Origin of the sequence: Myroides marinus (genome assembly GCF_900109075.1) — a bacterium.
In the GTDB taxonomy this organism is placed as follows: domain Bacteria; phylum Bacteroidota; class Bacteroidia; order Flavobacteriales; family Flavobacteriaceae; genus Flavobacterium; species Flavobacterium marinum_A.
In genome coordinates this window covers 92,883-113,447 of the sequence record NZ_FNYS01000008.1, presented here as the reverse complement: position 1 = coordinate 113,447, position 20,565 = coordinate 92,883, and the positions used below count along the sequence as shown (strand labels likewise).

General features: G+C 34.2%; 21 protein-coding genes. 13 read left to right on the top strand and 8 right to left on the bottom strand.

All coding sequences use genetic code 11. The features are described 5' to 3' along the window. Window positions 1-445 precede the first annotated feature (445 nt). From BMX53_RS10225 to BMX53_RS10215, 3 genes are all read left to right on the top strand, one after another. Window positions 446-1,318: a helix-turn-helix domain-containing protein gene (locus BMX53_RS10225; protein ID WP_063175645.1), complete on the top strand. Its 873-nt coding sequence runs from the start codon at window positions 446-448 to the stop codon at window positions 1,316-1,318. A 68-nt stretch (window positions 1,319-1,386) separates the two neighbouring features. Then, window positions 1,387-2,094 (top strand): ankyrin repeat domain-containing protein, encoded by a 708-nt coding sequence (locus BMX53_RS10220; RefSeq protein ID WP_074746122.1) that lies wholly within the window; start codon window positions 1,387-1,389, stop codon window positions 2,092-2,094. 48 nt (window positions 2,095-2,142) lie between these two features. After that, the gene (locus BMX53_RS10215; protein WP_074746120.1) at window positions 2,143-3,489 is read left to right on the top strand and encodes an amidohydrolase; all 1,347 of its coding nucleotides are present in this window, start codon (window positions 2,143-2,145) and stop codon (window positions 3,487-3,489) included. A gap of 303 nt (window positions 3,490-3,792) precedes the next feature. On the opposite strand, the gene BMX53_RS10210 is transcribed toward BMX53_RS10215, so the two are convergent. The 4 genes from BMX53_RS10210 to BMX53_RS10195 all read right to left on the bottom strand — a co-directional run bounded on the left by BMX53_RS10210 (window position 3,793) and on the right by BMX53_RS10195 (window position 7,032). Next, window positions 3,793-4,137 carry a DUF2853 family protein gene (locus BMX53_RS10210; RefSeq protein WP_006258306.1) on the bottom strand — a complete coding sequence of 115 codons (345 nt, stop codon included), beginning with the start codon at window positions 4,135-4,137 and terminating at the stop codon, window positions 3,793-3,795. 67 nt (window positions 4,138-4,204) lie between these two features. Continuing rightward, window positions 4,205-5,860, bottom strand: a complete 1,656-nt coding sequence (menD, locus tag BMX53_RS10205) for a 2-succinyl-5-enolpyruvyl-6-hydroxy-3-cyclohexene-1-carboxylic-acid synthase (RefSeq protein ID WP_074746118.1) — start codon at window positions 5,858-5,860, stop codon at window positions 4,205-4,207. Window positions 5,861-5,920: 60 nt separating this feature from the next. After that, window positions 5,921-6,514 carry a glutathione peroxidase gene (locus tag BMX53_RS10200; protein WP_038987778.1) on the bottom strand — a complete coding sequence of 198 codons (594 nt, stop codon included), beginning with the start codon at window positions 6,512-6,514 and terminating at the stop codon, window positions 5,921-5,923. Between the two features lie 71 nt (window positions 6,515-6,585). Continuing rightward, the gene (locus BMX53_RS10195) at window positions 6,586-7,032 is read right to left on the bottom strand and encodes a GNAT family N-acetyltransferase (protein ID WP_074746161.1); all 447 of its coding nucleotides are present in this window, start codon (window positions 7,030-7,032) and stop codon (window positions 6,586-6,588) included. A gap of 132 nt (window positions 7,033-7,164) precedes the next feature. Between BMX53_RS10195 and BMX53_RS10190 the strand changes: the two genes are divergently transcribed. After that, complete coding sequence (locus tag BMX53_RS10190; protein WP_038987779.1) at window positions 7,165-8,004, top strand: prephenate dehydratase; 840 nt, start codon at window positions 7,165-7,167, stop codon at window positions 8,002-8,004. A 78-nt stretch (window positions 8,005-8,082) separates the two neighbouring features. Here the strand turns inward: BMX53_RS10190 and BMX53_RS10185 are convergent, their stop codons facing one another. Then, on the bottom strand, window positions 8,083-8,667 hold the full coding sequence (locus BMX53_RS10185; RefSeq protein ID WP_063175640.1) for an O-methyltransferase: 585 nt from the start codon (window positions 8,665-8,667) through the stop codon (window positions 8,083-8,085). A 132-nt stretch (window positions 8,668-8,799) separates the two neighbouring features. On the opposite strand from BMX53_RS10185, the gene BMX53_RS10180 reads away from it, so the two are divergent. Next, complete coding sequence (locus BMX53_RS10180) at window positions 8,800-10,725, top strand: OmpA family protein (protein WP_074746116.1); 1,926 nt, start codon at window positions 8,800-8,802, stop codon at window positions 10,723-10,725. 1,139 nt (window positions 10,726-11,864) lie between these two features. Here BMX53_RS10180 and BMX53_RS10175 read toward each other — a convergent pair. The 3 genes from BMX53_RS10175 to BMX53_RS10165 form a co-directional block, all read right to left on the bottom strand. Then, window positions 11,865-12,407 carry an NADPH-dependent FMN reductase gene (locus tag BMX53_RS10175; RefSeq protein WP_038986900.1) on the bottom strand — a complete coding sequence of 181 codons (543 nt, stop codon included), beginning with the start codon at window positions 12,405-12,407 and terminating at the stop codon, window positions 11,865-11,867. A gap of 298 nt (window positions 12,408-12,705) precedes the next feature. Next, window positions 12,706-13,533: an META domain-containing protein gene (locus BMX53_RS10170; RefSeq protein ID WP_063175638.1), complete on the bottom strand. Its 828-nt coding sequence runs from the start codon at window positions 13,531-13,533 to the stop codon at window positions 12,706-12,708. 239 nt (window positions 13,534-13,772) lie between these two features. Further along, window positions 13,773-14,579, bottom strand: a complete 807-nt coding sequence (locus BMX53_RS10165; protein WP_074746114.1) for a hypothetical protein — start codon at window positions 14,577-14,579, stop codon at window positions 13,773-13,775. Window positions 14,580-14,733: 154 nt separating this feature from the next. On the opposite strand from BMX53_RS10165, the gene pyrR reads away from it, so the two are divergent. The 8 genes from pyrR (at window position 14,734) to BMX53_RS10125 (ending at window position 20,483) form a co-directional block, all read left to right on the top strand. After that, a complete protein-coding gene (gene pyrR / locus BMX53_RS10160) occupies window positions 14,734-15,282 on the top strand; it encodes a bifunctional pyr operon transcriptional regulator/uracil phosphoribosyltransferase PyrR (protein WP_063175636.1) in 549 nt (182 codons plus the stop codon). Between the two features lie 27 nt (window positions 15,283-15,309). Then, entirely contained in the window at window positions 15,310-16,236 is a 927-nt protein-coding gene (locus tag BMX53_RS10155; RefSeq protein WP_038986895.1) for an aspartate carbamoyltransferase catalytic subunit, read from the top strand. 288 nt (window positions 16,237-16,524) lie between these two features. Continuing rightward, a complete protein-coding gene (locus BMX53_RS10150) occupies window positions 16,525-17,442 on the top strand; it encodes an alpha/beta hydrolase family protein (RefSeq protein WP_074746112.1) in 918 nt (305 codons plus the stop codon). 220 nt (window positions 17,443-17,662) lie between these two features. After that, window positions 17,663-18,004, top strand: coding sequence for a hypothetical protein (locus BMX53_RS10145; protein WP_063175634.1), 342 nt, complete (start codon window positions 17,663-17,665; stop codon window positions 18,002-18,004). A gap of 100 nt (window positions 18,005-18,104) precedes the next feature. Further along, entirely contained in the window at window positions 18,105-19,013 is a 909-nt protein-coding gene (locus tag BMX53_RS10140; RefSeq protein WP_074746110.1) for a ribonuclease Z, read from the top strand. Between the two features lie 11 nt (window positions 19,014-19,024). Continuing rightward, window positions 19,025-19,672, top strand: a complete 648-nt coding sequence (pdxH, locus tag BMX53_RS10135; RefSeq protein WP_063175632.1) for a pyridoxamine 5'-phosphate oxidase — start codon at window positions 19,025-19,027, stop codon at window positions 19,670-19,672. Between the two features lie 3 nt (window positions 19,673-19,675). Next, the gene (locus BMX53_RS10130) at window positions 19,676-19,933 is read left to right on the top strand and encodes a hypothetical protein (RefSeq protein WP_063175631.1); all 258 of its coding nucleotides are present in this window, start codon (window positions 19,676-19,678) and stop codon (window positions 19,931-19,933) included. After that, a complete protein-coding gene (locus BMX53_RS10125) occupies window positions 19,923-20,483 on the top strand; it encodes a Smr/MutS family protein (RefSeq protein ID WP_074746108.1) in 561 nt (186 codons plus the stop codon). Before BMX53_RS10130 ends, BMX53_RS10125 begins: the two co-directional genes overlap by 11 nt. Window positions 20,484-20,565: the final 82 nt, after the last annotated feature.

Sequence of the window (20,565 nt, the reverse complement as noted above, 5' to 3'; positions counted from 1 at the left end):
CAGCTTTTTAAGCTATAAATGCTTGGTTTTGGAGTAGTTTTTAACGGAGAAGATCAAACCAATATGTTACCATTTTAAATTAGAATAATTAATTCATCTACTAAATTAATATCACAGTTAAAGCTTATCTTTCGGGATGAGCTTTTCTTTTTTATAGGAGTATATTATGTGATTATTATACTGGTGAGTAAAAGAGAAAAACGTTAAAATAGAGGATTAATATTTATGATTTTACTTTGACTTTTTTTGGCATGTTTATAAAAAGGAATAGATATCTATTATATTCTGCATTAAAAAGGGTAAAAACAAACTTATATTCTGTATAAATAATTCTCAATACGTGAAGTTTTGGATGTTTTAACTAAAAATAGTTTATCATAAGCATGATTTGCTTTATTTTTAGCGACTTAAAATGTCAATCAAACTAATTAACCTTACGCAATAAGTGAATACGAATAATAAAATACAGACGCTTTCGACTGCTAATATATTAGGAGAAGAAACAGCAGACATTACTTTATTTAAGCACATCGAAAAAGGAAGAAACGATCTATTAGCTCCCCACAAGCATGATTTTTACTTTATTTTCTTTGTTGAAAAAGGAGGAGGATATCACGACATTGATTTTGAAAGAATCGATGTAGTAGATTATCAAGTGTTCTTTTTAAGACCACAACAGGTACATTATTGGCTGCTAGAGAACCATACTATAGGCTTCCAATTAATGTTTTCGCCTACTATTTTACAGTCGTTAAATACGACTTATAGTCCATTGGCATATTTTCAATTAGGGGCACCTAATCAAATGGTGTTATCTTCAGAAGTATTTAATAAATACAAAGCTGATTTAGAGGAGTTGGAAAATAGATTAACAAAAGGGCAGGTTATCGATAGAGAAATTTCTTTATTATCCTTCCATTTGTTGTTAAAACATCTACATAAAGACTTTATTCAATATCACGAAGGGGTAAACCCTCAGAGTATGGATAAGAACATACTTCAGTTCGAAGAACTTTTAGAAGTGCACTTTAAAGAACAAAGTAGCGTTGCATTCTATGCAGAACAACTAAAGATAACGCCTAATTATTTGAATATTCTTTGTAAGAAAGTACTTGGTACTAATGCAGGGTCTTTAATCCAAAATAGGCTATTATTAGAGGCAAAACGATTATTAACGACAACCAATATCTCAATTAAAGAGATAGCGTTCTCATTGTCGTTTAATGATACAAGTTATTTTAATAACTTTTTCAAGAAACAATTAGGAATGACTCCTGGTGAATTTAGGTTGAGTTATAAAAACTCCAATAATCTATAAGTGTATTACAACCTCCTTCTTATCAGTACTTTTATCTTTGTAAGAGAAGTTATTAAGTAATTAATTCTATGATAAGAAGAATAACATTATTGCTTTTTATTAGTCTAGTAACAGGTACAACGATTGCTTGTAACTCTACAGATAATAATTTGACTAATTCAGATAATGAAGTAGTAGATATGAAGGAGGATGTTTTATTTGATGCTATTAAGAAAAATGATCTCACTGCTGTTAAGCAGTTAGTGGAGCGTGGAGTAAATTTAGAAATACAGAATGTTAAAGGAGAAACTCCTTTGATGTATGCTGTGTATCTAAAGTATAATAGTATTGCTATAGCTTTAATTGAAGCTGGCGCTAATGTAAATGCGCAAGATAAAATATTAAACAGCCCTTTTCTTTATGCTAGTGCAGAGGGGAATTTAGAAATAGTACAATTAGCGTTAAAGCATGGAGCTGATTTTACAGTTTTTAATCGCTATAACGGTAGTGCTTTAATTCCTGCTGCAGAAAAAGGACATATCGATGTTGTTAAATTATTAGTTAACTATCCAGGTTACCCTATCGATCACGTAAATAGGTTGGGCTGGACTGCACTTATGGAAGCCATAGTTCTCAGTGATGGCGGACTTCTACATACCAATATAGTTGATGAATTAATTAAAGGCGGAGTGAATGTGAATATTCCTGACGCTGATGATATAACTCCATTGCAACACGCACAGAAGCGAAATTATCAAGGTATGATTAAGCTTTTAAACGCTGCTGGAGCCAAATAAACTCATACATTACAGTAGAACAACAACTAATAATAGGAAACAACAACAATGATAAATAGGAAGCAATTTTTAGGAATGACTGCTGCAGCTGCAGGAGGATTGTTCTTACCATCTATAAGTTCAGAAGCTAAAGCTAGTAATACGAGAACTTACGGCAAGATAAATGAACTAGTACTTACAAATGTATTATTAGAAACTGGTTTTGATTACAACGCCCAAGGGCAAGTATGGCGTACTAAGACAGAGTTATTCGAGATATATATAGCCAATGGTGTAATCGTTTCTATAGAGAAGAGTGGTAATACTAAGGCAGAGAATGTGCTTAGGGTAGATATGAGAGGTATGCTTATGCTACCAGGTTTTAGAGATATGCACATTCATATCGATAAGACTTTTTATGGAGAACGTTGGTACGGAGACCCTAAACCAGGGAGATCTGTGAAAGATATGATTGATCTAGAACGCAGAATATTACCAGACTTATTAGTTAGATCAGTAGAAAAGGCCGAAATGGCTATCGACTTGATGAATAGCCAAGGAACATATTTTGCTAGATGTCAGACTAATATAGATCCTACAAGTGGTCTAAAGAGTTTAGAAAACCTCAAAATAGCTTTAGAGAATAAGAAGGATGTGATGGGAAGTGAAATTGTTGCTTTTCCACAGCACGGTATTTTATATTCAGACAGTGAAGGGCTTTTAAGAGAAGCTGCACAGATGGGGATAGATTATATCGGAGGTCTTGATCCTACTACAGTAGATGCTAATATGGAGAAGTCTTTAGACGTGATGATTCAGATTGCTTTAGATTATAACAAAGGGATAGATATCCATCTACACGAAGGAGCTAAGACAGGTATTCCTGCTATCAAACATATTTTAAAACACGTAGAAGCAAATAAAGCTCTTCAAGGGCGCACCTTTATAAGTCACGGTTTTGCCTTAGGTCAAATCGAACCAAAGGAATTAGACGAACTATCAGAACAGATGAGTGCTAATGGAGTAGGAGTAATCTCTACAGTGCCATTAGGACGCTCTATGATGCCTATACCTACTTTTTATAAGCACAATGTAAGTGTGATGACAGGTACAGATAGTATTATCGATCATTGGCAACCTTTTGGTTCTTGCGATATGCTAGAGAAGGCTAAGCACTGCGCAGAGCTTTATGGCTGGACAGATGAGTTTAGGTTAAGTAGAGCTTTGCAGATAGCTACTAAAGATCAAGTATTGCCTCTAAATGAGAAAGGTGAACGCCAATGGCCTAAAGTAGGAGAATCAGCAGACTTCGTATTTGTCAAGGCGAGTTGCTCAGCTGAAGCTGTAGCGAGAACACCAGATAGAGAAGCAACATTCTATAAAGGAAAAAAGGTTTATTCTAGAGGAAATGTTTAGCTCACTAAACAGTACATTCAACTTGAATAATTTTTCATAGCCCAATTTTATATTTTTTTAGTTCGAAATATGTGTACATATATTTCGGTTTTTTATCCCAGATTGCCCAATAGAGTTATTGATAAGAACTTAATTCGTTTGCATTGAGATAGCCTATAATCTGGATTTAACCCCTACTAGAGATTTGTCTTCTGACGAGTCTCTAGTTTTTTTATGCATACTAATTTTGGAATTATAAAACACAAAAAAAGGAGTTGTGATAAAAACAACTCCTTTTAAAGTACATTATATATTTACGTTATATTATTTCTTGTAAACACTTTCTTTCTTGAAGTGAACAGTTAATAGATAGTAAACTACTGCTCTGTATTTGTTTCTGTTTGATTGACCATATTTGTCCATCACAGCTTGGATACCTTTATCTAATTCAGGACCATCTTTAAGACCAAGTTTCTTAATTAAGAAATTATTCTTTACAGTTGCTAATTCAGATTCTGAAGAACCAGCTACAGTAGATGAATCTTGGTTGTAGATAGAAGGCCCACATCCGATAGTTACAGCAGTTAATAAATCCATATTAGCTGTTACACCACACTTGTCTTTTAAATCAGCAGCGTACTTTTGAATTAATTCGTCTCTTTTACTCATAATTTTCTTTTTTATTGAGTACAAGATACATAAAATTTCATTACGCGTACATTATTGTTTGTTAAAATTACATATTGCGAAAATAGTTACTCAAAACAGTATTATTAACCTCAGTAGGAGTAAAGACTTCTAAGATACTTGGGGTATCATTAGAGCTAAAGAATGCTTGACATGTCTTATATAAATCTTCCTCATTATGCGCAGTTAAGTAATCAAATTGATACATCTTGGCTAAGTGCTCAGCTGTTAAGTGATGACTTGTTTCAAAGTATGTATTGAAAACTGGAGTTTCTTTATGTCCAGGTAAGATTCTAAAGATACCACCTCCACCATTGTTTAGCAGTAGTATTTTAAAGTTCTTAGGAATATAGTTGTTCCACAGTCCGTTGCTGTCATATAAGAAACCAATGTCTCCAGTAATTAATAGAGTAGGTTTATCAGAAGCCACTGCAGCACCTATAGCAGTAGAAGTGCTTCCGTCTATCCCACTAGTCCCCCTGTTACAAAATACGTCGTTAGAAGCGTCTATTTTGATTAATTGAGCATAGCGAATAGCAGAGCTATTACTGATTTGTAATTGAGTGTTGTGTGGAAGTTCTTTAAATAGTACTTCGAATACCTTTAGATCGCTAAATGGGATACTTGTTAGGTAAGCGTTATGCTTTTCTATTCTAGCAGTTACGATATCTTGCATCCATTGCTTGTAAGTCGATGCACCGAATTCTTCTACATTCTCTTTTATTGCTTGAAAGAAGTTTTGTGGGGTATCTACCACAGCTTTGTTTAGAGCACTATAAGTATCATAGTGTCTTAGCGTATCTATATGCCAGTGTTGAGTAGGTTTGTATTTGCGCAAGAACGCTTTGATACGTTTGCTCACCACCATACCACCAAAAGTAATTAAGATATCAGGCTGAAAGGCTAAGAAATCCTCTTCAGAGAAGGTAGTGATAATTCTATCGATATGTTCTACATAAGTAGGGTGGTGCAAGTTAGATGTAGTTTCTGTCATCACGATAACAGAAGGATCATTAGCTAGCCACTCTATAATGCTATTATCTAGAACACCAGGGTTATTAACTCCTACTAGTACTAGTTTTTTAGCCACTTTTTTGTAGTCTTCTATATACTGATCGTACTCTATATATTGTTGAGGAAGTTCTTCTATATCAATAATAGTAGGATTAACTGTTAAGGCATCTAACGTATTGTATAGAGGTTCTTCAAAAGGAGCGTTGATATGTACAGGACCTTTCTGAGCTATCGCTGTATTAATCGCTGTATTGATTAAGATATCATTCTCTTGATTAGCCTCTTCTGTAAGATTGGCATTGTACATGATATGGTTATCATATACATTGCGTTGTCTGATAGTCTGTCCATCACCGATATCTATCTTAGAAGTAGGTCTGTCAGCCGAGATAATCACCATAGGAATCTGGCTATAGAAAGCCTCAGCTACGGCAGGGTAGTAGTTTAGTAATGCTGAACCTGATGTACATACTAGGGCTACTGGGAATTCGTTCTGTTGAGCAATACCCATACCGAAGAAAGCAGCACATCGCTCATCAGCTAGACTGTAACATGTAAAAAAAGGATCACTAGCAAACCCTATAGTTAATGGGGCATTGCGTGATCCTGGTGATATGATTATATGTTGAATATTCTTTGCTTTACAAATTTCAATAATACTTTGCGCTAGTTCTATTTGTGGATAGTTCATAATTTAAAAGTAAAACCCAAAGATACGAACAAACGCTATGTATTAGATATGCAAAACGACTTATTTTCCTTTAACCCAAGCTTTGATTTCTGGATCGTCAGGTAGCGTTCTAGGGTTGATTACTTTCACTAAGTGACCTTCTTCATCGATTAGGTATTTTTGGAAGTTCCACTGTACTTCGCTGTCCTCTAATCCGTTTTTAGACTTTTTAGTAAGGAATTCATAGATAGGAGCTATGTCTTTTCCTTTTACTGATATTTTGTTCATCATAGGGAACGATACACCGTAGTTTTGCTCACAGAATGTAGCAATCTCTTCGTTAGTACCAGGTTCTTGAGAACCGAAGTTGTTTGCTGGGAAACCAACGATTACGAAGTTATCTCCACCAAATTCGTTGTACATGCTCTGTAATTGTTTATACTGAGGAGTAAGTCCACATTCAGAAGCAGTGTTTACAATCATAATCTTCTTTCCTTTTAGGGATGCGAAGTCAAATTCTTCTCCGTACAGATCAGTTACTTTAAACTGATAGATACTTTTTTTGTCTTTTGGGGCTTGTGTCATTTGTGTTTCTTTATTGGTATTAATAAGGTTTTTATTTGCAAATGAGGGTGTGATAGCTAACAGAGTTGCTATAGCTAATATCTTTTTCATAATGGTGTGAGTTTTAAATTGATGTGAAAGTACAAAACGATTTGTAAACAACTTATCGTTTTAACGCTTAATTATAATTGATATCTCATAACATACATATCTAATCCCTCTGCCCAATAATCTTTTTGGACTTCAGTTAGTGTAAAGTTGTGTTTCTCAAAGAAGCGATACACGACCTGAGAAGTACGTACTTGTATATGTTTGATTCTACTATCATTAGTTAGAATACTTAATCTGTGTTTAAGCAGTAGAGAACCAGCTCCCTTTCTGTGATAGTCAGGGTGTAAAAATCCCCAACTTAAGGCTGCAGATTCTGTGTCAAAGTTGCGGTTAACACCCGCAGCTCCTATAATTCTACTCCCATCTAGGGCAACGTAGTATAAGTCTAAGTGATGGTCTAGGTATTCTGCTAAGTCATTTGCTTCCTCTTGAGCAAAGTAAGTAGGGATATTGAGTCGTAAGATATCTAGTAATTCTTGTTTATCTGAGTTTTGATAAGGTCTAATTTCAATATTCATAGTGTGGTTATTAGAATATAAAAGTAAGAAACTTCTGAAAATAAGCTTACTTAAACCTTCTGTTAATGCTAAAAACTTATAACTTTGGTAGTTCTCCATTAGTGAGATTACCACGCCAATAAATTATAATATATGAAATCAGTTGTCATTCAAGGAATTAAAGGTTCTTTCCACCATGAGGCGGTAGAGAAGTTCTTTAAAACAGAACCAGTTGAAATAGTAGATAGTCCTACTTTTAACTCATTAGTAAAACAAGTAGTAAACAAAGAAGTAGATTATGGAATGATGGCTATAGAGAATTCTATAGCAGGATCTATCTTGCCTAATTACTCACTAATGACTAAGAATGACCTGTATATTTGGGGAGAAATAGCACTACCCATTAGACATCATTTACTAGCCTTAAGAGGGCAGTCATTAGCTGATATTACAGAGGTGCGTACACATCCGATGGCACTATTACAGTGTGAGAACTTCCTAGATCAATACACCGATTGGAAGCGTCTAGCGATGGATGATACAGCCACTTGTGCGCGTAATATCCAAGAGAAACAGTATAAGGGAGTAGCATCTATCGGATCTTCACTAGCTGCTCAGATGTATGATTTAGAAATCTTAGCAGAGAATATCCACGATGTATATGACAACTATACTCGATTTTTTCTGTTAAGCAGAGAGCCTAAGAAGGTAGAGGGGTTTAATAAAGCATCATTGTATTTCTATACAGATCACCAAAAAGGAAGCTTGAGTAAAGTATTAGAAATACTGGCTTCTCATGATCTAAACTTAAGTAAGATACAGTCTGTACCGCTGTCAGGAAGTGTGTTTCAATATTCATTTCACGCTGGTGTAGTACTAGTAAACGAGGATTATGATAAATACTATAAAGCGATAGAAGAAGTGGCTAAAGCGACTAGATATTTAAAAGTACTAGGTGAGTACAAACAAGATAAACTAGTCATACCAGAATAAGAATATAATTAGTTTTAGTAGATAATTAGTGAAAAAAGCGTGAGGTGTCTAGTTGCCTCACGCTATTTTTTTTATAATTTACTCTTTACACACTAATAGTAAACCAGCGCCGATAGGTAGGACTACTTTCTTAAACTTTCGTTCATCTATCATAGCAATGAATTCTTCTACATCAGCCTCGTGAGAGATAACGTTATCTACAACTAATATACTAGACTCAGATTGGTCTAAAAGGCGTTCTAAATCCTTCCAATATCCAGTATAATAGCTACGCTCTGCATCTAATAAGATTAGGTCAAAGTCAAGTGTAGTATCTGCTAGATATTGTCCAGCGTCATAAGTTAACAGCTCTACATAAGATTGAAGCTCAAATTGCTTTAAGTTTTCAAATGCCTTATTTGTTCTATCTCTTTCGATATCAATCGAGATGATTTCTCCTTGATTATGAGAGACAGCTTCTGCTAACCATAGAGTAGAGAATCCATTAGAGGTTCCTAATTCTAATATTTTCTTTGCATTTTTAGTCTTGATTAGAAGAGAAAGAAACTCAGCTGATTCAGGCTCTATATTTCTCCATTTGTCTAATCTATCTGTTTTTTGAGCATCCTCACTTTTGAAAGTATCGTATAAGGCTAGGAAGGCTTTTTTTAATTGAATATCCATAAGTTTTAGGGGATTTTTTATCTGATTTGAACAACTAATTTACATAAAATGCGTTATTAAAATAGTATTTTTGATTAATGAAAGGTTCGAATAGTGTAACTTTATATCTATTCGACTATATAAGAGAGTGATATGAGAATTTTTCTAATGGTTTTATTGTGTAGTTTAAGTATAACTGTACAGGCAAAAAAGAAACCAAGCTTAAAAAGAGCAGATAAGTATTATAAAAATACAGAATATACTAAAGCAGCAGAAGAGTATAAACGATTACTTTCAGGTAAACGTACCCCTAACTATATCCATTTGCAATTAGCAGATTGCTATGACCGATTAAATCAAGATATAGAAGCTTCTAGATATTATGGCAAAGCTATTGCTCAGAATGACTCTACTCTAAAGCCAGAGATATATTATAAATATGCTAAGGTGATGGAGAAGAATGGCCGATATGAGGTAGCAAAACAGATCATGCAAGAGTTTGCTGCTAAAGCTCCTACAGATGATTCTAGAGCGAAAGACTTCTTAGCCAAACCAGATGCACATAAGGCCTTAAAGGATAGATATCCTACTTATATGTTTCAGGAATCAGGATTAAATGATAGACAGTATGATGATTATGGAGCGTGGTTAAGCCCTGGGGATACATTGTACTTTGTATCCAATAGAACAAAAGAGGAGAAGAAGTGGATGCGTAAGGTGTTCGAAGTTAGAGATAAGTGGGAACGCAAACCTAATTACGATTTATATACCGCAGAGTTTAAAGGAAAATATGAACCTATAAAAGGTGTGGCACGGATTAAGAGCCGTGTTAATAGACGTTTTAATGATGGTACTGCAGTGTTGTCTAAAGATGGTAAACGTATGTACTTTGCATCAGAGGCTTATCGCAATCGCAAGTTTAGACGAAATGACAATGTTAAACACAGAGACCACTTAATGAGCTTGTTTTATGCTAAGAAAAATAAAGATAAGTGGAAGAAGGTAAAACCAATGCGATTTACTAGAGCAGGGTTTATGTACACTAATCCTTCTGTATCACCAGATGGCAAGTTTCTTTATTTTGCCTCGAATATGCCTGGTAGTCACGGAGAGTTAGATATATGGAGAGTAGCTATACTAGAAGATGATGAGTTCGGTACTCCTGAGAATTTAGGACCAGTAATTAACTCAGGTACTCGTAATGATTATCCTTTCTTATCAGCAGATAATAAACTGTATTTTAGTTCAGATCGTTGGGGTGGATATGGAGGTATGGATGTCTATGTAATGGATATGAATACCCCTACAGCGACACCTGCTAATTTAGGTGAACCTATAAATACAGCTAAGAATGACTTTGCATTTAGTTTTTATCCAGATAAACAGATGGGATTATTTTCTTCTGATCGTATTGGTCGAACAGATGTTTATAAAGCTTTTGAACTGTGTTTTGTAGAGTTTAGAACGATGCTTAAAAGCAAAGGGTTTAACACTCCTATTGCTGATGCTAAAGTTGAGTTTATCAATACTAGAAGACAAGTAGAAGACCATGGAGTATCTAGTAGAAGTGGGATGGCTAGAGGAGAGATTAAGTGTAAAGAGACTTATAAGATTAAGATATCCCATCCAGATTATTTAGATGAACTAATAGATATCACTGTTCAAGCAGAAGAAGGAGTACAAGAACTAGAAGTATTTATGCGTCCTTTAGAAGAGTTGGTAATCGGTAAGGACAAGATAGAATTAGGTGATATTCAGTTTGCGTTTAATCAAACTGAAATTACAGAGAATAGTAAAGCAGAATTAAATAAACTAGTTAAAGTAATGAAGCGTTATCCGAATATGAGAGTGAAGATCAATTCTCACTCTGATAGTAAAGGTAGTCCTGCTTATAACTTAAAGCTATCTAATGAACGTGCTAAAGCTACTTTGGAGTATATTGTATCTCAAGGTATAGAAGAGAATAGATTAGAATCTCAAGGGTATGGCTCTCAGGAATTAAAAATTCAGTGTGAACCTTGTACTGAGTGGGATGATGCTCAGAATAGACGTTCAGAGTTTATTATTCTGCAGAGGTAAAATATAGAATAAATAGAAAACAAAAAGGCTGTAAATTATTAAAGTTTACAGCCTTTTTGTTTTGGGATTACTATCTGGTTTAATATAGGATTAATTAAATATGCCTCGATAGAGTTCCTTTTTATAATGTTTTTGACTTATAAAATAATTATTCTCTTGATTTGGTTATTTTGTGTTGTCTTCTTTAAGTTAAATAAATGTTAATTATTATTGTTTTTAAAGTCACAATAAGTGATTGAGATGTACTTAGTAGTTCAGGGTATAGTTGTGAATTAATGAAGGAGATATGTAAATAATTAATGAAGTTATTGAATATATCAGGCTCTTTTATGTTTATAAAACAAAGACAAAGGAGGTGTAAAGAGAGGTATTGACTTGTTTTAGAGTAGCATTTTTTTATAATGGTGAATAAAGTTTTTTAAAAAACCACAATCAGTGAACAAGGGTGTAAGCCCTAATTTTACTAGGGTTTGTAAGGTTTAAAAACATTGGTACATTTGTCCTGTACAAGAAACAAAACAACAGTTTATTGATACAAAAAAGGTTGTATAAGAGGTTGAATTACTGACATTCTTAAGAATTATTACGTATGGTAGTATTTTTCATAGTCAAGCGAGAATGTCAACTCTAGCCAGGTTTTATTCACTTACTTAATCTTGAGTAGTATCAATAAAAGAAAATCAGTTGCATTAAGTCATCTCCACTTAAAAGTGGTTTATAAATGTCAATGATTTTAAAAGTATAATCAATCCCTCCTAAGCTTAATTTTTTATTATTGCTTACGAAAAAGAAAACTAGTATTAGGCGGAGTGAGGGATTGTTATTTGTACCCTAGTTTAGAGTGTTAATTAAAAAAATGAGGGCTTTTAGTGGGGCCTGAATAAGGTGTTTTTCAATTGTTTTATAAGAAAAGAGAGGTAGTGGTGCCTCTCTTTCCTTTTATTTGAAAGTATATAAATGAGGATTATAAAAACTAGTGTAAATTATAGTCTTTATCAATAAAAAAATATAGACTTAATATAATAGTTCCTAGTCTTTAGACTTATTGTAGTATGGGATTAGAGTAGAAAGATTAATATTTGTAAAGTAAGTGATGTGTAAGTAAAAAGCCTATTTGTATCACAAATAGGCTTTTATTTTTATCGCGATTGACTCTCTATTAATAGATCTGTCAGCATCGACATTTTCTTTTTATAAACCTCAGAAAGGTCATTGTTTTCGTATAAATCCGAATTGCTTATTGGGATAGAATAAGGCAAAGACCATGCTCTAAGTGCTTTGGCAATGTTGTCTAAGGATTGGATACCTTGCATAGCTTGATTACCAGCTGACCAGCAAGTAAAACCTACTATTTTATTAGTAAGATAAGCTGGTTGATCTTTTGCGGTTATTTCTAACCAATCTATAGCATTTTTCATTACTCCTGTTAAGCTACCGTGATATAATGGTGTTAACCAAATCATCACATCAGCTTCTCTAAAAGCGTTAGCAAATTCAATAACATCAGCAGGGACGTTATCCATTAGTTTAGCTTGAAATATAGGAATCTGAAAATCGGATAAGTGAATCTGTCGAACTTCAATATTAGAATTTATGAACTGATCTGCATAATATTGTGCAATGCGTCGCGATGTACGGAATGCTTCTTCATCTAAAGAACCATTGAAAATTAAAGCTTTCATAAAACTAAATTGTAATTTAGTGTACTAAGGTAGGATATTTATTGTTCAAAATGAGTGTCCTCTCTCAAGTTAATTTTTATTTAACGAAGAAAAGATGGGGGAGAATTAGGAATGAACAATGAATAATGAGGAATGAGCAATGTGTGCCTTCGGCAAGGAAAGGGTAACTGAAAATAGGTAACAGGTTTGCCTACGGTATTAAATAACATACAGCACGTCAATATAGAGGCGAATTACAATTCGCCCGATAAAAAACAACAAACCATAAAAAAAAGCCTGTCCGAGACAGGCTTTCATATTATAGTGAATTCTTTTTAGCTAAATCGAACTTCATAACGATCTTATCATTTTGATAGATAATTAAAGTCTGATCAGCAATACTGAATTGGTAAGTCGAATTGTCGAAATATTTTAAGAAGTGATCTTTAGTAGCATTGTCTTTACTAGAACCACATGATTTAGCAGCAGCGTCATCAACAGCAAATAAAGTAATTGTACTATTCTTAGCATCTACTGCGAAAGGAGCACTGAATTTAGTACATCCAGTATTTCCTTCTACTAAATAGTTGTGGAAGTTAAAAGTGATCCATTGTCTAAAGTTACCCGTTTCACCATCTAGTTGTACTAGTTTCCAGTCATAACGACGAAGATCTTTAGCTAGTTTGTCTAATTTCTCATCAGCAAATACATATTGAATTTTATCTTTAGTTAATAAATAAAGATTTCCATCCACTTCATTAAATGTGATAGTTCCATTAGAGATACGCTTTAAGAATTTGTTTTCAGCATAAGTATCTTGTGTAGAACACTCTCTCTTAGATTGAGTAGCAAAACGAGTCGTCATGTGTATTCCTTTAGAATCAACCGTAGTTCTAGTTACTGGTAATTCAAATACATTACATCCAGAATATCCAGTGATAGAAGAGCCATACTCACGGTTAAGCATGATGTGTTTATCAGTAGGATTTAATGATCCAGGTGTACTGCTGTCTTGTAATACCCATCTAACATTCCATATTCCGTCTGGAGCTAGAGGATGTCTTTCTTGAGTATCCGAAGAACCTTCTTGCGCAAAAGTTACTAAGCTTGTTAAACAAAGAAATAAACTTGTAGCGTATTTTTTCATAATAAATATTAAAATAATTCTAAAATTAAATAGTAATCCTATACTTGTATTTGTATTTTTTAAAACGTAAATATCTGATATATAGATATGTGTTTAAAAATGTTGTCACTATATAATGATTGTGAAAAGATAGTAATTCCTATTTAATATCACAATTTATAATACATATATTATCAATAAGTTAATCAAATCAAATATTACCTCCTTTTTATTTTTAAAAAGGCTAAATGCCTTTGGTATTATTTAAGTATAAAACCAAACATTAATACAAGCTTATCATTCTTGTAGAAATTAAGTGTTTGTTCTGCGATATCGTATCTGTAAACTGTAGAATTGAAGTACTTAGAGAACTTGTCTTTTACCTTTCGACTACTCTTATTTTTCTTGGCATGTACTAGTTCAAAGCTGTGAAAAGAGAATATATCTTGATCGTAATATACATCAAACTTTACTTCAAAAGGGATGTCATTTACAGTCCCTCTCATTACTTTGTTCTCAAAGTCAAAAGAAGTAATCATTTTAGGTAAGTTGTCAGAGTTTCTATTTAAAGCAATTAGTCCCCAATCAAAACGCGTAACGAACTTACACATACGATCAAAGGCTGTGCTATAAAACTTATAAGAAGTTCCTTTTCCTTTCTGTACTTCTAGTACATCGCCCTCAGCATGTAAAGTAATAGCACTGTTTTCTAACACACGTAAAAACTCTAAATCATCTTGAGACCATTCTACCTTTACGAATGTAGGTAAGAATTGTACAGCATCTGTTAGGATTACATACTCATCAGTTTCATCGTGCAATTTTTTGATTGGTATTTTCGCATAGACTGTTTTTTGTAGGTCTTGATTGACTCCTTTATTTGCCAAAGAGATTTCTAAAGCCGTAGAAGTCCATTGTAGCGTTAAGTTTTTCTCTTTATCCTGAAGAACCCATTGTTCTTTTTGTATTTCTTTACTGCTTAAAATCTTAGGATCTTCTATACGTTGAGCCTGTATTAGTAAAGAGAAAAAGAAAGTGAACAGTAGTATGAATTTAGACTTAAGCATAAGCAATGTAGTTTTTAATCTTTACTCAAAGATACCAATATGATTTAGAATGCTATCTGTAGAGATGTAATTTTTTATAAGATATATCTTCAATAAATTGGTGGTAAATGATAATTAATTGTAAATTTACCCCCCAAACACAACTCTTTTATATATGAATCCAAAAGTATTACTTACTTCAAAAGAGATTGATATCATTCTACACCGTTTGGCTTGTCAATTAGTAGAAAAACATCTTGATTTTTCTAACACCTTACTTATTGGTATTCAGCCAAGAGGTAAATTTTTAGCAGAGCGAATTAAAAGCATCTTAAAGACAGAATATGGTATATCAGAGGTTCCTTTAGGTTTCTTAGATATCACATTCTTTCGCGATGACTTTAGAAGAAATCAAAAGACTCTTGAAGCAAATAAAACACAAATAGACTTCTTAGTAGAAGATAAGAAAGTCGTATTTATAGACGATGTGCTTTATACAGGACGCAGTATACGTGCCGCACTCACAGCTATACAATCATTTGGTCGTCCAGCCGAGATAGAGCTATTAGTATTAATAGACCGTCGTTTTAGTCGTCATCTACCTATACAGCCTGATTATAGAGGAAGACAAGTAGATGCCTTTGACGAGGAGACTATCCGCGTACATTGGTCTGAGCATGAACAGGAAGATGCAGTCTTTCTAGAAGAAACTGAAAAAAACTAACTACCTAAATCTACTCATAGAAGTACAATGAAAGAATTAAGCGTAAATCACCTTTTAGGAATTAAGTATATCAACAAGAATGATATAGATTTAATTTTCGAAACAGCTGATCACTTTAAAGAAGTAATTAATCGTCCGATTAAGAAAGTTCCTTCTCTTAGAGATATTACTATAGCTAATATCTTCTTTGAAAACAGTACTCGTACTAAACTATCTTTCGAATTAGCTCAAAAGCGTTTATCAGCAGACGTTATCAGTTTTTCGGCTGCACAGTCTTCTGTTAAGAAAGGAGAAACACTAATCGATACTGTAAATAATATTTTAGCGATGAAAGTGGATATGGTAGTGATGCGTCACAGTGATGCTGGAGCTGCTCATTTCTTATCTAAGAATGTAAAAGCGAGTATCGTTAATGCTGGAGATGGAGCCCATGAGCACCCTACACAGGCATTGTTAGACAGTTATTCTATTCGCGAGAAATTAGGAGATGTAGCAGGTAAGAAGGTAGTTATCGTAGGAGATATCTTACACTCACGTGTAGCTCTATCTAATATCTTTGCTTTGCAAATGCAAGGGGCAGAGGTAAAAGTATGTGGACCAAAAACTTTAATCCCTAAGTATATCGAGAGTCTTGGAGTAAAGGTAGAACCAAACTTGAGAAAAGCTTTAGAGTGGTGTGATGCAGCTAATATGCTACGCGTTCAGAACGAGCGTTTAGATTTTAGCTATTTCCCTAACACGAGAGAGTATTCTCAACAGTTTGGATTAACTAAAGAGATCTTAGATTCGTTAGACAAAGAGATTGTGGTAATGCACCCAGGACCTATTAATAGAGGAGTAGAAATTACTTCAGATGTAGCTGATTCACAGCAGTCAGTGATCTTAGATCAAGTGGAGAATGGAGTAGCAGTTCGTATGGCTGTTATCTACCTATTAGCTTCAAAAATTAAATAAACCAAGCCAGCCATTTTTGTTGGCTTATTTTATACCCATAAAAAGGATGTTTTTCTATAAAGAGCATCCTTTTTGTTTTTTTGCCATTTGTGATTTTGTGATTTTGTTTAGCCTTAGTAATTAAATACATTCAGTGTATCAATGTAGAGATATAATCACCTTTCCTTCTTCTGGCTAATCATTCCGAATGTCTACTAGATATTCTTTTTTCAGTCCTATCTTCCAAACAACATCACATCTCAAAAAAAACCTTAGATTTATCATTCTTAACATCAATGTTAATCACTAATGAAAAGATATACTTTATTAATTTTATTGCTATTAAATTCTTTAGGAATTAAAGCTCAGTCTATAAATAAGATTTACCTAGACGAAGGCGATAAAACAAGGGGTTTTTATACAGCAGTTTACCCTCCTAAATCGCATTGGTTAGGATATTTGGTATTACTTCCAGGCTTTGGAGAGACAGCGGAGAGTGTGATGCAAGAGACAGAATTGCCTATGTTAGCAGCTAAGAGTGGCATGCTTGTTATTATTCCAAATCTTCAAGATGGAGTACTCTCTTTTGGGATAGATAAGACAAGCCAAGAGACATTAGCCAAGATACTAGAAGATGCAAGAAGCAAGCATAAACTTATGGATCAACGTTTCTTTATTGGAGGTTTTTCTATGGGAGGAAGTACAGCGATTAAGTATGCACAAGAGGCTATAGACAAACCTAAAGCAGTCTTTGCTATTGATGCACCTTTAGATTTTGAACGCTTCTATAACTCAAGCATAAGAGACATTAGGTTATCTGGTGCAGATAATGCTAGTGAAGAGAGTTTATATATGATTGATAGAATACAGAAAGAGATGGGTGGTACACCTAGTGTTGCTATTGATGCTTATTATGCTACATCACCTTATTCGTTTACAGATATAAACCAAACCGCAGTAAAGAAATTAGGTAATCTACCAATAAGATTATATACTGAACCAGATGTTAACTGGTGGATTAAAGAAAGAGGAGAGGACTTAACGAGTATGAATGCAACGGAAGCATCAGCGCTAATTAATGAACTGAAGAGACTAGGTAATACGAATGCAGAACTGATTACTACAGTGAATAAAGGGTATAGAAAAAAAAGCAAAACTCGCCATCCTCATTCGTGGAGTATAGTTGATAACCAAGAATTGATTAATTGGTTGTTGAAAATTAGATAGGAAACGGGGAGCAGGGAACAGGGAAGTAATAGAAAGACATAATTATAAATAGACTATACCCTCCCTAAACTCCATCATCAAAGGCAACTAATGCCAAATGGCAAGAATAAAAAAATAAAATCGCAGAACCACAAAACAACAAAATCACAACTTTCAAAAAAAGTATATGATACTATTTATATTCGTTTTATATTCGCTTAATCAAATAAAAGCGTATACAATGAAAGTAAAAGAAAAAGGGCATACACTTATTATTACAAGTAACGAGGGGACTCTAGTAGAGTTTATCGAGAAATTAGAACAGCAGTATGAGAGTAGCTTAGTAGATGCTAATCTAGTAATAGATCTGACTACAGCTAGTTATACAGTTACAGAAGAGGAGATAGAGCAGTTTGAATCCTTAGCGATACAGCATATGGAAGAGGCTAATAAGTCTTTTATCATTGTGATAGAGTCTATAGACTTTAACGAGTTTGATGGAGATTTGATTATCGCTCCTACGTTACAAGAAGCACACGATTTAATAGAGATGGACGAAATCCAAAGAGACTTAGGATTTTAGATCAAATATAGAGAAAGGCTTAAAGTAATTTAAGCCTTTTATTTTGACTTGAAGTGTCGTTTTTGTAAATTACACTCTCAAAAATTAAAACAAAACAAGATTGAAACTTACCATATTAGGCTGTTATGCAGCTACACCACGTACTATAACTAACCCAACATCTCAAGTATTAGAGATAGGAGGACATATGTTCCTTATCGATGCAGGAGAGGGAACACAGGTACAGTTAAGAAGACATAAACTGAAGTTCCAACGTATTAACCATATCTTTATCTCTCACTTGCACGGAGATCACTTCTATGGATTGATTGGACTTATTTCTACTTATATGCTACTTAATCGCCAGGCAGATTTACACATCTATGGACCTAAGGGGATTAAGGAGGTAACTTTGCTACAGTTAAAGTTGTCTAACTCTTACTCTGGATATAAGCTGTTTTTCCACGAACAGACTAGTAAAGAAAGTAGAGTAGTCTTTGAAGATGATAAAGTAATAGTACGTACCATTCCTCTAGATCACAGAGTATATACCAATGGATATAAATTTGAGACTAAGCCAGGTGATCGTAAACTACGTATCGGGGCGATAGAGGATTTAGGAATAGATAGATGTTACTATCAGAAGATTAAAAGTGGAGGGAATGTAACGCTAGATGATGGAACAGTGGTTTTAAATAAAGATATTACTTATAATCCAGAACCTACAGAGAGCTATGCATTCTGCTCAGATACGTATTATTCAGAAGCAATCGTACCTGTTATTCAAGATGTAGATGTGCTATATCACGAGAGTACTTTCTTAGAGAGTGAAGAGCATTATACAGAGCGTACGAAGCACTGTACAGCTAAACAGGCAGCTAGTATTGCTAAATTAGCTAATGCAAAGACGTTGATACTAGGACATTACTCTACTAGATATAACGATATTACTTTGTTTAAAAAAGAAGCAGAGGAAGTGTTTAGTGGTAAGATCCTGAATGGAGATGATGGTAAAGTGTTTGACTTATAATAGATTTAGATATGAGTGATTTAAGCGATTACAGAAAGTCTTATGAGAAGAGTGTACTCTTAGAAGGCAATGTGGATGAAAACCCAATGATGCAGTTCAGAAAGTGGTTTTATGAAGTAGAAGATTTCGGAGGAGTAGATGAGGTAAATGCTATGACTGTGTCTACGATAGGTCTAGATGGTTTTCCGAAGTCTAGAGTAGTTCTTTTAAAATCTTATGACGAAGAAGGTTTTGTCTTTTATACTAACTATAATTCAGAAAAAGGGAAGGCTATATTAGCTAACCCACATTTGTGTTTATCATTCTTTTGGCCTTCAGCAGAGCGTCAAGTGATTATAAAAGGGATAGCTACTAAGGCTAGTGCTACGCAGTCAGATAACTATTTTGATAGTCGCCCACTAGGTAGTAGATTAGGAGCTATAGTGTCTAATCAAAGTGAGGTAATTCCCAATCACGAAGTGCTAGAGCAGGCAATTAATAAGCTAGAAAAAGAAGTAACAGAAGATAGTGTAAAACGCCCTGATAATTGGGGAGGTTTTGTAGTAAAGCCTGTGTCTATTGAATTTTGGCAAGGAAGAGCTAATCGCCTTCACGATCGTATAAGATATACGCTTACAGAGGATGGATTAGACTGGAAAATAGAAAGACTAGCACCATAGTATATGAAGATAGCGAAGATAATATTGAACATCGTTACCCTGTTCTTTATGGGGTGGGCTTTAGTGGAAAGCTCTAAAGATGAACCTAATATTTGGGTGCAAGTAATAGGTGTGGCCTTATTCTTTTATGGTATGGCTATGTTAATGCAAAAGACACCTAGTAATACACGTCAACAAGGGCCTGCTGAACGTGAATTTGATGCAGGTATAAAGAAAGATTTAATCAACCAAGCTAAAGAAGAAGAGAACGATGTTAAGTAAAGGAGATTATGTACAGGTATTAGATGAGAACGAAGAAGGAGTTGTCATCAATATTATAGGTGATGAGGTAACAATAGAGTCTAAAGATGGTTTTGTGTTAACTTATAAACCTAATGAGCTTTTGAAAATAGACAAAGAGGATGAGGTAGATATTCGCTCTGCTAGTACACGTAGTTCAGTAAGTGAAGCGTTACAAGATAAGGCGGACCCAAAGAAGCGCTCTTTTACAAAAGAGAAACGTTCTCGTAAGGATGAGTTTATCTTAGAGGTAGATTTACATATAGAGAAGCTAACTAATGATTATAGACGTATGGAGAAGCACGATATGCTAAACCTACAATTAGATACTGCTAGAGGGCAATTGGAGTTCGCTATACGCAATCGCATTCCTCGTATTGTGTTTATTCACGGAGTAGGAGAGGGAGTGCTTAAAGCAGAATTAGAGTTCTTGTTTAGTAGATACGCTGAGGTAGTGGCAGAGGATGCTAATTACCAAAAGTATGGATTAGGCGCTACACAGATTTACATCAAACAGAATCCGAATAGATAGAGATATCAAGTAAATGATAATAACGACAATATGGTTTAGGCTGTATTGTCGTTTTTTATTTGTAAGATATTGAAAAACAATT

What these genes read in the sequence shown, in the direction of transcription:
- BMX53_RS10220 (WP_074746122.1), top strand. Translation starts at nt 1,387, where the DNA reads ATGATAAGAAGAATAACATTATTGCTTTTTATTAGTCTAGTAACAGGT.
- BMX53_RS10215 (WP_074746120.1), top strand. Translation starts at nt 2,143, where the DNA reads ATGATAAATAGGAAGCAATTTTTAGGAATGACTGCTGCAGCTGCAGGA.
- BMX53_RS10210 (WP_006258306.1), bottom strand. Translation starts at nt 4,137, where the DNA reads ATGAGTAAAAGAGACGAATTAATTCAAAAGTACGCTGCTGATTTAAAA.
- menD (WP_074746118.1), bottom strand. Translation starts at nt 5,860, where the DNA reads ATGAACTATCCACAAATAGAACTAGCGCAAAGTATTATTGAAATTTGT.
- BMX53_RS10200 (WP_038987778.1), bottom strand. Translation starts at nt 6,514, where the DNA reads ATGAAAAAGATATTAGCTATAGCAACTCTGTTAGCTATCACACCCTCA.
- BMX53_RS10195 (WP_074746161.1), bottom strand. Translation starts at nt 7,032, where the DNA reads ATGAATATTGAAATTAGACCTTATCAAAACTCAGATAAACAAGAATTA.
- BMX53_RS10190 (WP_038987779.1), top strand. Translation starts at nt 7,165, where the DNA reads ATGAAATCAGTTGTCATTCAAGGAATTAAAGGTTCTTTCCACCATGAG.
- BMX53_RS10185 (WP_063175640.1), bottom strand. Translation starts at nt 8,667, where the DNA reads ATGGATATTCAATTAAAAAAAGCCTTCCTAGCCTTATACGATACTTTC.
- BMX53_RS10180 (WP_074746116.1), top strand. Translation starts at nt 8,800, where the DNA reads ATGAGAATTTTTCTAATGGTTTTATTGTGTAGTTTAAGTATAACTGTA.
- BMX53_RS10175 (WP_038986900.1), bottom strand. Translation starts at nt 12,407, where the DNA reads ATGAAAGCTTTAATTTTCAATGGTTCTTTAGATGAAGAAGCATTCCGT.
- BMX53_RS10170 (WP_063175638.1), bottom strand. Translation starts at nt 13,533, where the DNA reads ATGAAAAAATACGCTACAAGTTTATTTCTTTGTTTAACAAGCTTAGTA.
- BMX53_RS10165 (WP_074746114.1), bottom strand. Translation starts at nt 14,579, where the DNA reads ATGCTTAAGTCTAAATTCATACTACTGTTCACTTTCTTTTTCTCTTTA.
- pyrR (WP_063175636.1), top strand. Translation starts at nt 14,734, where the DNA reads ATGAATCCAAAAGTATTACTTACTTCAAAAGAGATTGATATCATTCTA.
- BMX53_RS10155 (WP_038986895.1), top strand. Translation starts at nt 15,310, where the DNA reads ATGAAAGAATTAAGCGTAAATCACCTTTTAGGAATTAAGTATATCAAC.
- BMX53_RS10150 (WP_074746112.1), top strand. Translation starts at nt 16,525, where the DNA reads ATGAAAAGATATACTTTATTAATTTTATTGCTATTAAATTCTTTAGGA.
- BMX53_RS10145 (WP_063175634.1), top strand. Translation starts at nt 17,663, where the DNA reads ATGAAAGTAAAAGAAAAAGGGCATACACTTATTATTACAAGTAACGAG.
- pdxH (WP_063175632.1), top strand. Translation starts at nt 19,025, where the DNA reads ATGAGTGATTTAAGCGATTACAGAAAGTCTTATGAGAAGAGTGTACTC.
- BMX53_RS10130 (WP_063175631.1), top strand. Translation starts at nt 19,676, where the DNA reads ATGAAGATAGCGAAGATAATATTGAACATCGTTACCCTGTTCTTTATG.
- BMX53_RS10125 (WP_074746108.1), top strand. Translation starts at nt 19,923, where the DNA reads ATGTTAAGTAAAGGAGATTATGTACAGGTATTAGATGAGAACGAAGAA.